Below are 12907 nucleotides of genomic sequence, written 5' to 3'. Positions count from 1 at the left end.
GAAAAAAAGCCCGGAAACGTACGTTCCCGAGCCTGGAGACCATCAACGACGATGGTGGAGGAGACGATGCCGTCCCGATGCGCGCCGCCCTTCGGCAGGCGACGTCGCGCATGATCCGCGGTCAGATCGCCCAGCCGCCGAGATAGAACGTGACGAGCACGGCCGCGATGAGCACGGTGCCGACGTTGAGCTTGCGGAATTCGCCGCTGGCGACGCGGCCGATCACGAGCGTCGAGAAGCCGAGCATGATGCCCGTCACGATGTTCGCGGTCAGCACGATGAACACCGCGCACACGAGGCCCGACATCGCGTCGACCATGTCGTCCATGTGCAGCTTGCTCACGCTGCCGAGCATCAGCAGGCCGACGTACATCAGCGCGGGGGCCGTGGCGTACGACGGCACGAGGCCCGCGAGCGGCGAGAAGAACATCACGACCAGGAACAGCACGCCGACCACCGCGGCCGCGAGGCCCGTCTTCGCACCGGCCGCCACGCCGACGCTCGACTCGATGTAGGCTGCCGCCGGCGCGCCGCCGAGGAAGCCGGAGAAGATCGAGCTGACCGAATCGGCGGTCAGCGCGCGGCCGCCGTTGATGATGCGGCCGTTCTCGTCGAGCTGGCCGGCCTGGCCCGCGACCGCGCGGATCGTGCCGGTCGCGTCGAACACGGCGGTCATCACGAGCGCCAGCACGCTCGGCAGCACGGCCATCGACAATGCGCCCTTGATGTCCATCGCGCCGATCAGCGACGCGTGGCCCGGTGCGCTCAGCGACGGCAGCGCGAAGATGCCGCGGTACTTCACGGCCGGATCGAACGCGAGGCCGATCAGCGAGATCGCGACCACGACGAGCAGGATGCCGCCCGGCACGCGACGCTTCTCGAGCCCGAAGATCGCGGCGAGGCCGACGACCGACATGATGACCGGGAACGCGGTGATCTGGCCGAGCGAGACCGGCAGGCCGGCGCCCGGATTCTTGATCACGAGGCCGACGTCGTTCGACGCGATCAGCAGCAGGAACAGGCCGATGCCGATCCCGGTGCCGTGCGCGACGCCCGCGGGCAGGTTGCGCAGGATCCACGAACGCACGCCGGTGACCGAGATGCCCGTGAACACGAGACCCATCAGGAACACGGCGCCGAGCGCGACGGTCGGCGGCAGGCCCTTGCCGAGCACGAGCCCGAACGCGGTGAACGCCGTCAGCGAAATCGCGCAGCCGATCGCGATCGGCAGCTTCGCCCACAGGCCCATCAGCAGCGAACCGAACGCGGTGGTGAGGCAGACCGCGACGAATACCGCGCTCGTGTCGAAGCCGGCCTTGCCGAACATGCCGGGCACGACGAACACGGAGTAGACCATCGCGAGGAAAGTGGTCACGCCCGCGACGATTTCGCGACGCTGCGTGCTGCCGCGCGACGAAATGCCGAAGTACCGGTCGATGACTCCCTTGGTGCCGAAGTCCGTTTCTTCCGCGCCGACGCCGACCGTCGGCTGCACCGGGGTATCACTCATGAGCTTGCTCCTTTATCAGCGTGCTGAAACGGCCCGTGGCGGACCGTCGTCAGGGTGTCTCGAATCTGGTTGGAATATTCGGCGGCGTCGTGGGGACGCTTCACGCGTGAGTCGTGTCGTCGTACGCGCGTCGAAGGGGGCGCGTGTGCCGCGTCGTGCGGTCGATCCTGTCACGTGTGCTTTGCCGTAGCGAAGGTTAGGCGAACGGCCCATCACGTCCCATTGGGGGAAGAGCATGCAGCGCATGTCGCAGCGCTTATATCGGCGTGCAACGGGGCTTCGTCGTCGCGGAACGCGTGTATACGCCTAGTTCGAATCCGTTAAGGCGACTATTTGAATGCAGGGTCGGCGGGCAGGGCGGGAGCGGGTGATGCATCGAGTCTTACGAAGGACTTTCGGAGAGGCTGCGCGGGCGCGCGGAAACAGCCGCGCCGGATGTGAAAACGCGGCCGTGCGCAATCCGCATCCGGATGATGCCGGTGCCGCGCGCGGGCCGCGCCCGCGCTCGTCCTGGCCTGCCAATGCATCAGACACGCGCGAGATGCGCGAGGTACGTGCAGAACATGTCGGCCATCGCGGTCGCATATGCGTCGATTTCCGCAGGCGTGCGCGCGGTTTCGGAGAATGCCTTGCCGCCCGTCGTGAGCGTCGTCATGATCAATTCGCACGCGAGCGCATGCGTGGCGTCGGGCACGTCGGGCAGCGCTTCGCGCATGAACGCGCTGAAGATCCGGTTGCACGTGGCCTTCACTTCCTGCGCCTCGGGGGCGTCGCGATAGAGCGGCGCGGCATCGTCGAGCGCGATGCGCATGGGCGCCTCGTCGCATTCCGAACGGATGAACGCGTGGACGGCGGTGCGCAGGCGCTCGGGCGGCGTCTGCCGCGGGTCCTGCAGAATCGCGCACAGCATCCCGGACGTCTGCCGCCACTCGTCGTGCTGGAGCCGGAACAGCACGGCCGCCTTGTTCGGGAAGTACTGGTACAGCGAGCCGACGCTCACGCCGGCGCGCTCGGCGACGCGCGCCATCGTGAAGCGCTGCGCGCCTTCGGTCGCCAGAACCTGAATAGCGGCCTGCAGCACGGCGTCGACGAGCTGGGTCGCGCGGGCCTGCCGAGGCAGTCTGCGCGAGGCGATCGGGGTGTTGCGGCGGTCGGTCATGACGGGTCTGCCAATGCGAATAGTAAAACCTGAATAGTTCGTCATATTCTAGTCGGGCGCCCTGACGCACTCAACCTGACACCGGAGATTCGCATGACCACCCTGATTCACGACCCGCTGGCGTCGCTGCTCGCGCGCCTGTTCGACGAAGCCGAGGCATCGTCGCCCGCGTCGAGCCCGGACTTCGCCGACCTGTCGCACGACGAGCACGCGCGGCTGATGCGCAGCAAGACCGGTTACGCCGATTTCTATGCACGCCTGAAGGACTATCCGCTCGCGGTGTCGCGCGAGACGGGCACGCTGCTGTACATGCTCGCGCGCGGCTGCGGTGCGCGCTCGATCGTCGAATTCGGCACGTCGTTCGGCATCTCGACGCTGCACCTCGCGGCTGCGCTGCGCGACAACGGCGGCGGCCGGGTGATCACGAGCGAGTTCGAAGCGTCGAAGGTCGAACGGGCGCGCGCGAACCTGACGGCGGCCGGGCTGGCCGATCTGGTGGAAATCCGCGCGGGCGATGCGCTGCGCACGCTGGCGGCCGATCTGCCGGAGACCGTCGATCTCGTGTTGCTCGACGGCGCGAAGGCGCTGTATCCGGAGATCCTCGCGCGGGTCGAGCCGCGGCTGCGGCCCGGTGCGTTCGTCGTCGCCGACAACGCGGAATACAGCCCCGACTACCTCGCCTACGTGCGTGCGCCGGAGAACGGCTACCTGTCGGTGCCGTTCGGCGGCGATGTCGAGCTGTCGATGCGGATCGGCTGAGCGGCGAGACGTTGCAAGCATGCGAGCCGTGCGCCGCGGGCGGCCCGATCGGTGCCGCCGGTCGACCCGGCGGCACCTGCGTGACCTACAGGCGGTAGCCGCCGCTCGCGTCGATGACCTGGCCGGTCGTCCATTGCGACGCCGGGCTCGCGAGAAAGCCGATCACGCCCGCGATGTCTTCGGGCGTGCCGACGCGGCCGAGCGGGCTGGCCGACGTCATCGTCGCGCGGCCGTCGTCGGTGCGCAGCCAGCTCGCGTTCATGTCGGTATCGACCGGGCCGGGCGCGACCGCGTTGACGACGATGCCGCGCGGGCCGAGTTCGACCGCCCAGTGGCGCGTCAGCGTGTCGACGGCGGCCTTCGACGCGGCGTACGCGGAAATCGCGCTGAAGTTGCCGCCGGCTTCGAACACGCGGCTCGACAGCACGCTCGACAGGTTCACGATCCGGCCGCCGCGCGGCATGCGCTTCACGGCCTGCTGCGTCGTGAAGAACACGGCTTTCACGTTCAGCGAGAACTGGCGGTCGAACAGCGCGACCGACGTGTCGTCCAGCGTGCCGCCGTCGGCGACGCCGGCGTTGTTGACGAGCACGTCGAGCGTGGCCGGCAGGTTCTGTTCGGCGACCGCGCGATCGAGGGCATCGAACAGCGTGGCGACCCCGTCCGGCGCGTCGAGGTCGGCCTGGATCGCGACGCCGCGGCCGCCGAGTTCGCGGATGCCGGCGAGCGTCTGTTCCGCCGCCGCGCGATCGGCGCGATAGTGGACCGCGACGATGAAGCCCTGTCGCGCGAGTTCGTACGACGTGGCACGGCCGATACCGCGCGAGCCGCCGGTGACGAGGGCGAGTTTCGATGCTTGCGTGCTCATTCTCAGTTCCTGCAAAACTTGTAAAAAGAACGGCGCCGCCGACCGAAGCGGGCAGCGCCGGAAAGGGAAACCGTCGTTGCGGGCCGCCGGCAACCGGTCGACGAACGGCCCGCGGGATCAGCGGATCGCGACCGGGTTGATGTTGACCTGCGTGGAGCCGACGTACAGCGGCTGGCCGAGCACGAACAGGAATTCCCACGCGTTGTCGCGCACCAGCGCGCGGCTGTCGATCAGCTCCAGGTTGTAGATGCCGCGCTTCGCGAGCATGTACTGGTTGATCGGGAATTCGTCCTGCGTGTGCGGATTCGGATAGACCTCGGACGCCCACGTGTCGCCGCCGAACGCGACGATGCCCTGGTCGGCGAGCCACTTCGCGGCTGCCATGCCGATGCCCGGTTCGACATCGAGGAACTGTTTGTTGTCCTTGCCGATCAGCTCGAGCCAGCCGGTGTTGAACAGCACGACGTCGCCCTTGCGCAGCGTCAGCCCTTCCTTCTTCAGAACGGCCTGGATGTCGGCGACCGTGAATTCGGTGCCACCCGGCACGATCGGCTTGCCGTAGTAAGCGGTCATGTCGAGCACGACGCCGCGCGTGACGATCGGCGGCACCTTCTCGACGCCGAGCTTCTTCACGCCGTCGACGGTCACGAAATCCGCCGCCTTGTTGCCGTTGTAGTACACGTTGTCGATGCCGATGTGGCCGATGCCGTTCAGCTGCGTGCCGACCCCGGTCCATGCGTTGACGAGTTCGTCGTTGAACGTGAACTTGTTCGGGCCGAGGCTCTTGCCGGCCTGCTGGCCGACCTGGACGTTGTACAGCCGGAAGCTGCGGTGGCGGAATGCCGGCAGGTCCTTGTCCACCGGCACGGCCAGCGGATAGGTCTTGCCGGCCTTCACGAGGCCGACCGCCTGCCTGACGACGTCGGGCGTCAGCAGGTTGGCCGCGCCGATTTCGTCGTTCGCGCCGTACACGGACGGATACCAGTCGGCCGCGGCTGCGGCCGGCGCGGCGTGCGCCGCCTGGGCCGCCGTGAACGGCAGGATCGCGGCGAGCGCGAGCCGGGCGAGCGTTGCTTTCATGCAGGATTCCTTCGGATCGTTTACGCCGCGGCTTGCGCGAGCGTCGGATAGTCGGTCAGGCCCTGTGCGCCGCCGCCGAACAGCGTATTGCGGTCGTGCGGCGTGAGCGCGGCGCCGGTGCGCAGGCGCTCGGGCAGGTCGGGGTTCGCGACGAACGGGCGGCCGAAGGCGACGAGGTCGGCCCAGCCGGCGGCGATCGCTTCGCGGGCGCGCTCGGCGGTATACGCGCCGGCGTAGATCAGCACGCCCGGGTACGCGGCACGCAGCTGCTGCTTGAATTCGACCGGCATCAGCGGCGCATCGTCCCAGTCGGCTTCCGCGATGTGCAGGTAGCCGACGCCGAGTTCGCCGAGCAGCTTCGCGGCGGCGAGGTAGGTCGTTTCCGGATCGTCGTCGACGCAGCCGTTCAGCGTGGTCAGCGGCGCGAGGCGGATGCCGACGCGCGATGCGTCGCCGGTGCCTTCGATCAGCGCCTGCGTGACTTCGCGCAGGAAGCGCAGACGGTTTTCGAGCGAGCCGCCGTACGCGTCGGTGCGCGTGTTCGCGTTCGAGTCGATGAACTGGTTCACGAGATAGCCGTTCGCGCCATGCAGCTCGACGCCGTCGAAGCCGGCTTCGATCGCGTTGCGGGCGGCGGCGCGGTATTGATCGACGATCTCGCGGATTTCGTCGACGGACAGCGCGCGCGGCTCGGAGGCCTGCACGAAGCCCGGCGTGCTGCCGTCTTCACCGGCGATGAACACGTTCACGCCCTTCGCCTGGAGCGGCGACGACGACACGGGTTGCCGGCCGCCGAGCAGGCTCGTGTGGCTCAGCCGGCCGACGTGCCACAGCTGCGCGAAGATGCGGCCGTGCGCGGCGTGGACGGCGTCCGTCACCTTGCGCCAGCCGGCGACCTGCGATGGCGTGTGGATGCCGGGCGTCCATGCGTAGCCCTTGCCGAGCGGCGCGATGTAGGTGCCTTCGCTGACGATCAGGCCCGCACTCGCGCGCTGCGCGTAATACGCGGCCATCAGTTCGTTGGCTTCGTCGCCGGGCTGGCTGGCGCGCGAGCGCGTCATCGGCGGCATCACGATGCGGTTCGGCAGCGTCAGCGCGCCGAATTGCAGCGGTTGGAACAGCGGGTCCTGGGTCATGATGGATTCCTGTCGGTGCCGCGGCCGGCTGGCCGCGGACGGGTCGATTGAGGGTGCGGCGCGCTTAGTCCCACGTCGGCGCGAGGCCGGCCGGATCGACTTCGCGGCCGTTGCGCTCGAGCGCGGCGATCTGCGCCATGTCTTCGTCGGTCAGGCGCAGCGTCTGCGCGAGCAGGTTGCTCGCGAGGTTCTCGCGCTTGGTCGACGACGGGATCACCGAGTAGCCGAGCTGCAGCGCCCAGGCCAGCGCGACTTGCGCCGGCGTCGCGTCGTGACGCTGCGCGATCGCGCCGATCACCGGGTCGCCGAGCACCTTGCCGTACGCGAGCGTCATGTACGACGTCACGTGGATGCCTTCGGCGTTCAGGAACTCGACCAGCTTGCGGTTCTGCAGGTACGGGCTCAGTTCGATCTGGTTCGTCGCGATCGCATCCTTGCCGACCACCGCGATCGCTTGCTTCGTCAGTTCGATGTTGAAGTTCGAGATGCCGATCTGGCGCGTGAGGCCCTTCGCCTTGGCTTCGGCGAGCGCAGTCATGAATGCCTCGAGCGACACGCCGTTGTCCGGGGCCGGCCAGTGGATCAGCGTCAGGTCGACATAGTCGGTGCGCAGCTTGCGCAGGCTCTCCTCGAGGCTCGCCACCAGCTTTTCCGGTGCGTAGTTGTCGACCCAGATCTTCGTCGTGAGGAACAGGTCTTCGCGGCGCACGCCCGACGCGGCGATCGCTTCGCCGACTTCGGCTTCGTTGCCGTAGATCTGCGCGGTGTCGATCGCGCGATAGCCGACTTCGAGGCCGTTACGGACCGAGTCGATCACAACCTGGCCTTGCAGGCGGAACGTACCGAGGCCGAATGCGGGAATGTTGCTCATCTTGTGCTCCTGGGATAGGTGGACCGATTGCGGTATGGAAGTCATTCTGGCGTTTGATACTGATGAGATAAACGCCTTTAGAGGTCAAAAATATTTGATTTAAAGTCAAATATCGGTCGTGGGTCGAGCCGGCTGCCGGCGTGCCTTCGTCAGGCCGTGGCCGTGCGCGCGTTCGTGTCGGCAGCGTCGTTCGCATTCGCATGGAATGCCGGCAGCACGTCGGACGCGATCTCGGCCATCGTCTCGTCGAGCGGACGGCGGTTGCGGCGGAAATGCAGGCCGATGTGCTGCACGCCCGCGTCGCGCATCGCCGCGAGTTCCTCCGTCAGCGCGATGCGCCCGGCGCGCGCGCCGAAGCGGTGCCGCTGCAGCGGCTCGTGCGGATCGTTCGCGAGGTCGAGGTGGATGAAGCTCACGTACGGCTTGTCGCCGGCCACCGCGCGCCAGTTGGCGACCCGTTTCAGGTGATCGTCCGGCGTGCCCGGATACGCGAGACAGCCGTCCATGTGTTCACCGATCCAGGCGGGCGTCTGCTGCGCGAGACCCGCGACGAACAGCGGCACCGGCGAGCGCGCGGCCGGCAGCACGTCGAGGCCCGGCGGCAGGTGAGCGCGCGCGCCGTCGCGCAGCAGCGCGATCTGGTCGCGGAAATTCGCGCCGCGCGATGCGAAGTCGCGGCCGAACAGCGGATATTCGACCGGCCGGTCGCCGCTCGCGACGCCGAGCAGCAGGCGTGAGCGGCTCAGTTCCTGGATCGTCGCGGCCGATTTCAGCGTCAGCAGCGGTTCGCGCAGCGGCAGCACGACGGCCGCCGTGCCGAGCAGGATGTCGCGCGTGATGCCGGCGAGGTAGCCGAGATACGAGAAGGTCTCGAACACCTGCGCGGCGTCGCCGAACGACGGGTCGTACACCGGCACGTCGCGCACCCAGAGCGCGCGGAAGCCGAGCGTGTCGGCCAGTTGCGCGAGTTCCGCGTGCATTTCCAGGTCGGGCACGCCGGGGCGGCGGCCGTCGTGCTGGCGCTTCGCGTCGCCGGCCGGCGACCAGTCGTTGTCGAGCGGCAGTTCGATGCCGATGCTGAAGCCGCCGGCGGTGAGCTTGTCGAGTGAGGTGGACATGGTCGGGCGTCTCCGTTCAGACCGCGCGCAGGCTGCCTTCGAGCCGGTAGAAATCGAGCGACGCCGCGGTGAAGAACGAGCGCGACGTGCCGGCGGCGAAATCGTCGATGTGCACCACGGTGGCGCGGTCGGCTTCCTGCCACGAGATCGCGTAGGTCTCGCCGGCGACGTGCTGCCACGTGCAGGCGACTTCGCCCTTCGCGCCGGCGTATGCGCCTTCGGTGATTTCGTAGCGCATGCGGAGGCCGTCTTCGTCATAGGCGTTGAGCGCGGTGAGGCCCTCGTAACGGACTTCGAACGTCTTGCCGGCGAACGGCGGGCGTTGGGTCGATGCGTTCATGCTGAGTAGCTCCTGCAAAAAGTTGACGTTCAATGGGCGAGTTCGACGGGTTCGGCCGTGCGTTCCGGCAGGCCCTGGCCGCGGTCGAGGCGGCCGCTCAGCGCGGTCAGCGCGAATGCGCCGAGCGTGACGACGGCGGCGATCCAAGGCGTGTGGCCGAGGCCGACGTTCGCGACGATCAGGCCGCCGAGCGACGAGCCGCCCGCGACGCCGAGGTTGAACGCGGCGATGTTGAAGCCCGAGGCGACGTCGGTGGCGTCCGGCGCGAAGTGGCGCGCCTGCTTGACGACGTAGACCTGCAGGCCCGGCACGTTGCCGAACGCGACCGCGCCCCACGCGAGCATCGTCAGCACCGCGAGCCACTTCACGTGCACCGTGAAGGTCAGCGCGAGCAGCACGATCGCGAGCAGCAGGAAGATCCGCTTGAGCGCCTTGACCGGGCCGACGCTGTCGGCGAGCTTGCCGCCCCACACGTTGCCGACCGCGACCGACACGCCGTAGCCGACGAGCACGAGGCTGACCTGCGACGGCGTGAAGCCGGCGACCTGTTCGAGCAGCGGTGCCATGTAGGTGAACGCGATCAGCGAGCCGCCGTAGCCGACCGCCGTCATCGCGTAGACGAGCAGCAGGCGCGGCTGGGCGAGCACGCGGAACTGGCGGGCGAGCGGCGCCGGCGGCGTTTGCGGAAGACCGCGCGGCACGAACGCCACCGCGCCGAGGAACGCGACGAGGCCGAACAGCGCGACGATAAGGAACGTCGCGCGCCAGCCGAAGTGCTGGCCGATGAAGGTGCCGAGCGGAATGCCGGCGACGAACGCGACGGTCATCCCGCTGAACATCGTCGCGATCGCGCTGGCGGCCTTGTCCTTCGGCACGAGCGTGGTCGCGATGATCGAGCCGACCGAGAAGAACACGCCGTGCGCGAGGCCGGTGAGCACGCGCGCGACGATCAGCGATTCGTAGCCCGGCGCCTGCCAGGCGACGAGGTTGCCGACGGTGAACAGCGCCATCAGCGCGGCGAGCAGCGTCTTGCGCGGCACGCGGCCGGTGAGCGCGGTGAGGAGCGGCGCGCCGATCGCGACGCTCAGCGCGTAGAGGCTGACGAGCAGGCCGGCCGACGGCAGGCTGACGCCGAGATCGGCGCCGATCGTCGGGATCAGCCCGACGATCACGAATTCGGTCGTGCCGATGGCAAAGGCGCTGATGGTCAGCGCAAGCAGGGCGAGTGGCATGGCGGGATCCTGGTTCCAGTGAGGATGGATCGCAGTGTGCCGCCTTTACTTTTGCGGAAAAACTGGTCTATAAACCAAATTGTTTTGATTTCAGATCAACAATGAAGATCACCCTCGACGAACTCCAGGCCTTTGCCGCCGTGGTCGACACCGGTTCGATCACCGCCGCCGCCCAGCAGCTCGACCTCACCGTGTCGGCCACGAGCCGCACGCTCGCGCGGCTCGAGGAGAAGCTGAAGACCACGCTGCTGCGCCGGACCACGCGCCGGCTCGAACTGACCGAAGAGGGGCGCGCGTTCCTGCAGGACGCGCGCGCGATCATCGAATCGGTCGAGAACGCCGAGGAGCAGATGCTCGCGCGGCGCGAGATGCCGTCGGGGCGGCTGCGCGTCGATGCCGCGACGCCGTTCATGCTGCACGTGATCGTGCCGCTCGTGCGCGGCTACCGCGAACGCTTCCCGAAGGTCGACCTGGAGCTGAACAGCAACGAAGGGATCATCGACCTGCTCGAGCGGCGCACCGACGTCGCGATCCGGATCGGCCGGCTCAAGGATTCGACCCTGCACAGCCGGCGGATCGGCAACAGCCGGCTGCGCATCCTTGCGAGCCCCGCCTATATCGAAGCGCACGGCCAGCCGCGCAAGGTCGAGGATCTCGGCAAGCACACGCTGCTCGGCTTCACGCAGCCCGAATCGCTGAACGTGTGGCCGATCCTCGGCGCGGACGGCGAGCCGAGCCGCATCGAGCCCGCTATCTGGTCGTCGAGCGGCGAGACGCTGCGGCAGCTCGCGCTGGAGGGCGCGGGCGTCGTGTGCCTGTCCGATTTCATGACCGCGCAGGATCGCGAGGCCGGGCGGCTCGTGCAGGTGCTCGCGCGGCAGACGCTCGACGTCGAGCAGCCGATCAACGCGGTGTATTACCGGAATACCGCGATTTCGTCGCGGATCGCGTCGTTCGTCGATTACATGATCGAGGTGCTGGGCGGCGGGAGCGGCGGCAGCGATGCGCCGGCGCGGCGCAAGGCGGCGTGGATGGGAACGGTGTAGCCGGGGACGGCTGCGTCGTTGCCGCCGGGTGCCGTTCCCGCGCAGGACGGCTCGGCGGACTTCCTCCGGCCGACGCGAACGGCGGGGCGGCGGTCGGTGCGCGGCGGGCGCGCCGATATGATCCGGCACGCCGGCGGCGCTTGCGCCGCCGACATGCCGTCGCGTGCGGCGCTTCCTACGCTTCCTCGGACCACGACATGTTGTCGCGCGCCAGCAGCGCCGACGATGCCGCCGGCCCGAACGTGCCTGCGGTGTACAGGCGCGGACGGTCGCCGAGCTGCTTCCAGCCGTTGAGGATCGGCTCGACCCACGACCAGGCGGCCTCGAGTTCGTCGCGGCGCATGAAGTGCGTGAGGCGCCCGCGGATCACGTCGATCAGCAGCCGTTCGTACGCTTCCGCGCGCCGTTCCGGAATCGCCTGCTGCAGGTCGAGGTTCAGGCTCACGGGCACCATCTTCATCCCGCTGCCCGGCTCCTTCGCGAGCATCTGCAGCTGGATCGACTCTTCCGGCTGCAGCTGGATCACGAGGCGGTTGCTGTAGTGGCGCGGGCCGGTCGGGATGATCGAGAACGGCATGTCGGCGAACTCGATCACGATTTCCGACTGGCGGCGCTGCAGCCGCTTGCCGGTGCGCAGGAAGAACGGCACGTTCGCCCAGCGCCAGTTGTTGATGTGCGCACGCAGCGCGACGAAGGTTTCCGCGTGGCTGTCCGCCGGCACGTTCTCCTCGTCGAGATAGCCCTTGACCGGCTGGCCGTCGACCGCGCCGGCCGTGTACTGGCCGCGCACCGTGTCGCGCGCGACGTCCGACAGCGCCATCGGCCGCAGCGAGCGCAGCACCTTCAGCTTCTCGTCGCGCACCGCGTCCGGGTCGAGCGACACCGGCGGCTCCATCGCGACGATGCACAGCAGCTGCAGCAGGTGGTTCTGCACCATGTCGCGCAGCGCGCCGGTATGGTCATAGAAGCCCGCGCGGCTGCCGACGCCGACCGTCTCCGCCACCGTGATCTGCACGCTGCGGATGCTCGGCGCCTGCCACAGCGGCCCGAAGATCGGGTTGCCGAAGCGCAGCACCATCAGGTTCTGCACGGTTTCCTTGCCGAGGTAATGGTCGATCCGGTAGATCTGCGATTCCGCGAAATGCTTGCCGACCGCATCGTTGATCGCCTGCGCCGACGCGAGATCGTGGCCGAGCGGCTTTTCGAGGACGACGCGCGAGCGCGCATCGACGAGGTGCGCGGCCGACAGGTTGTCGCAGATCGTCGTGAACAGCTCGGGCGACGTCGACAGGTAGAACACGCGGATCGCGTCGCTGCGCGCCGCTTCGGCGAGGCGCGCGTAGTCTTCCGGCGCGCTCACGTCGATCAGCACGTACTGGAACAGGTCGAGGAAACGGCTCCACGCGTCGGCGTCGAAGGCCTTGTCGTCGATGAACGGGCGCGATTGCTCGTCCATGAACTTGCGGTAGCCGTCGATGCCCCAGTCGCGGCGGCCGACCGCGATGATGCGCGTCTCCGGCGGCAGGTTGCAGTGCAGGTGCGCCATGTACAGCGCGGGCAACAGCTTGCGGGCGGCCAGGTCGCCGCCGCCGCCGAAGATGATCATGTCGACGGGTTGGTCGGCTTCGGTCTGGTTGGGCTTATTCGTCATGAGTGGTTCGCGGTCTGAAGCGGTGTGAGCGTGGAACGAACGGCGAGCGCCGGGCGCCGGTGGGTTGGCGCGCCAGTACGTGAAAACGCTAATAGTGCACGCTTTTGATCGATTGCGGATCGGTTCCCGCGTATGTA

At 68.2% G+C, this 12907-nt stretch carries 12 protein-coding genes; 2 read left to right on the top strand and 10 right to left on the bottom strand.

Annotated features, from left to right (window positions below; translation table 11 throughout):
* Positions 1-121: 121 nt before the first annotated feature.
* Positions 122-1510, bottom strand: coding sequence for an NCS2 family permease (locus tag U4Z64_RS30135; RefSeq protein WP_044845850.1), 1389 nt, complete (start codon positions 1508-1510; stop codon positions 122-124).
* Between the two features lie 526 nt (positions 1511-2036).
* Entirely contained in the window at positions 2037-2714 is a 678-nt protein-coding gene (locus U4Z64_RS30130) for a TetR family transcriptional regulator (RefSeq protein WP_321821877.1), read from the bottom strand.
* Positions 2715-2762: 48 nt separating this feature from the next.
* Between U4Z64_RS30130 and U4Z64_RS30125 the strand changes: the two genes are divergently transcribed.
* A complete protein-coding gene (locus U4Z64_RS30125; protein ID WP_039318420.1) occupies positions 2763-3428 on the top strand; it encodes an O-methyltransferase in 666 nt (221 codons plus the stop codon).
* Positions 3429-3513: 85 nt separating this feature from the next.
* Here the strand turns inward: U4Z64_RS30125 and U4Z64_RS30120 are convergent, their stop codons facing one another.
* From U4Z64_RS30120 to U4Z64_RS30090, 7 genes are all read right to left on the bottom strand, one after another.
* The gene (locus tag U4Z64_RS30120) at positions 3514-4296 is read right to left on the bottom strand and encodes an SDR family oxidoreductase (RefSeq protein ID WP_124666376.1); all 783 of its coding nucleotides are present in this window, start codon (positions 4294-4296) and stop codon (positions 3514-3516) included.
* Between the two features lie 117 nt (positions 4297-4413).
* Entirely contained in the window at positions 4414-5376 is a 963-nt protein-coding gene (locus U4Z64_RS30115) for a cyclase family protein (protein ID WP_321821876.1), read from the bottom strand.
* A 20-nt stretch (positions 5377-5396) separates the two neighbouring features.
* Positions 5397-6512, bottom strand: coding sequence for an alkene reductase (locus U4Z64_RS30110; protein WP_124530119.1), 1116 nt, complete (start codon positions 6510-6512; stop codon positions 5397-5399).
* Between the two features lie 64 nt (positions 6513-6576).
* A complete protein-coding gene (gene dkgB / locus U4Z64_RS30105; RefSeq protein WP_044845844.1) occupies positions 6577-7383 on the bottom strand; it encodes a 2,5-didehydrogluconate reductase DkgB in 807 nt (268 codons plus the stop codon).
* Between the two features lie 149 nt (positions 7384-7532).
* A complete protein-coding gene (locus U4Z64_RS30100; protein WP_321821875.1) occupies positions 7533-8501 on the bottom strand; it encodes an LLM class oxidoreductase in 969 nt (322 codons plus the stop codon).
* A 16-nt stretch (positions 8502-8517) separates the two neighbouring features.
* Positions 8518-8841, bottom strand: a complete 324-nt coding sequence (locus tag U4Z64_RS30095; RefSeq protein ID WP_044845842.1) for a MoaF-related domain-containing protein — start codon at positions 8839-8841, stop codon at positions 8518-8520.
* 29 nt (positions 8842-8870) lie between these two features.
* Positions 8871-10073: an MFS transporter gene (locus U4Z64_RS30090; protein WP_321821874.1), complete on the bottom strand. Its 1203-nt coding sequence runs from the start codon at positions 10071-10073 to the stop codon at positions 8871-8873.
* A gap of 101 nt (positions 10074-10174) precedes the next feature.
* On the opposite strand from U4Z64_RS30090, the gene U4Z64_RS30085 reads away from it, so the two are divergent.
* Positions 10175-11119 carry a LysR family transcriptional regulator gene (locus tag U4Z64_RS30085; protein ID WP_044845840.1) on the top strand — a complete coding sequence of 315 codons (945 nt, stop codon included), beginning with the start codon at positions 10175-10177 and terminating at the stop codon, positions 11117-11119.
* A 175-nt stretch (positions 11120-11294) separates the two neighbouring features.
* On the opposite strand, the gene zwf is transcribed toward U4Z64_RS30085, so the two are convergent.
* Positions 11295-12770, bottom strand: a complete 1476-nt coding sequence (zwf, locus tag U4Z64_RS30080; protein ID WP_044845839.1) for a glucose-6-phosphate dehydrogenase — start codon at positions 12768-12770, stop codon at positions 11295-11297.
* Positions 12771-12907 lie beyond the last annotated feature (137 nt).

The sequence above is a fragment of the Burkholderia sp. BCC1996 genome (genome assembly GCF_905339955.1).
GTDB lineage: Bacteria > Pseudomonadota > Gammaproteobacteria > Burkholderiales > Burkholderiaceae > Burkholderia.
Note: the sequence above shows the minus strand (reverse complement) of the source record. Positions and strands in the feature narration are given on the sequence as shown.

Bases quoted from the DNA above. Each gene is read 5' to 3' on its own strand.
- U4Z64_RS30135 (WP_044845850.1), bottom strand. From the start codon at position 1,510: ATGAGTGATACCCCGGTGCAGCCGACGGTCGGCGTCGGCGCGGAAGAA.
- U4Z64_RS30130 (WP_321821877.1), bottom strand. From the start codon at position 2,714: ATGACGAACTATTCAGGTTTTACTATTCGCATTGGCAGACCCGTCATG.
- U4Z64_RS30125 (WP_039318420.1), top strand. From the start codon at position 2,763: ATGACCACCCTGATTCACGACCCGCTGGCGTCGCTGCTCGCGCGCCTG.
- U4Z64_RS30120 (WP_124666376.1), bottom strand. From the start codon at position 4,296: ATGAGCACGCAAGCATCGAAACTCGCCCTCGTCACCGGCGGCTCGCGC.
- U4Z64_RS30115 (WP_321821876.1), bottom strand. From the start codon at position 5,376: ATGAAAGCAACGCTCGCCCGGCTCGCGCTCGCCGCGATCCTGCCGTTC.
- U4Z64_RS30110 (WP_124530119.1), bottom strand. From the start codon at position 6,512: ATGACCCAGGACCCGCTGTTCCAACCGCTGCAATTCGGCGCGCTGACG.
- dkgB (WP_044845844.1), bottom strand. From the start codon at position 7,383: ATGAGCAACATTCCCGCATTCGGCCTCGGTACGTTCCGCCTGCAAGGC.
- U4Z64_RS30100 (WP_321821875.1), bottom strand. From the start codon at position 8,501: ATGTCCACCTCACTCGACAAGCTCACCGCCGGCGGCTTCAGCATCGGC.
- U4Z64_RS30095 (WP_044845842.1), bottom strand. From the start codon at position 8,841: ATGAACGCATCGACCCAACGCCCGCCGTTCGCCGGCAAGACGTTCGAA.
- U4Z64_RS30090 (WP_321821874.1), bottom strand. From the start codon at position 10,073: ATGCCACTCGCCCTGCTTGCGCTGACCATCAGCGCCTTTGCCATCGGC.
- U4Z64_RS30085 (WP_044845840.1), top strand. From the start codon at position 10,175: ATGAAGATCACCCTCGACGAACTCCAGGCCTTTGCCGCCGTGGTCGAC.
- zwf (WP_044845839.1), bottom strand. From the start codon at position 12,770: ATGACGAATAAGCCCAACCAGACCGAAGCCGACCAACCCGTCGACATG.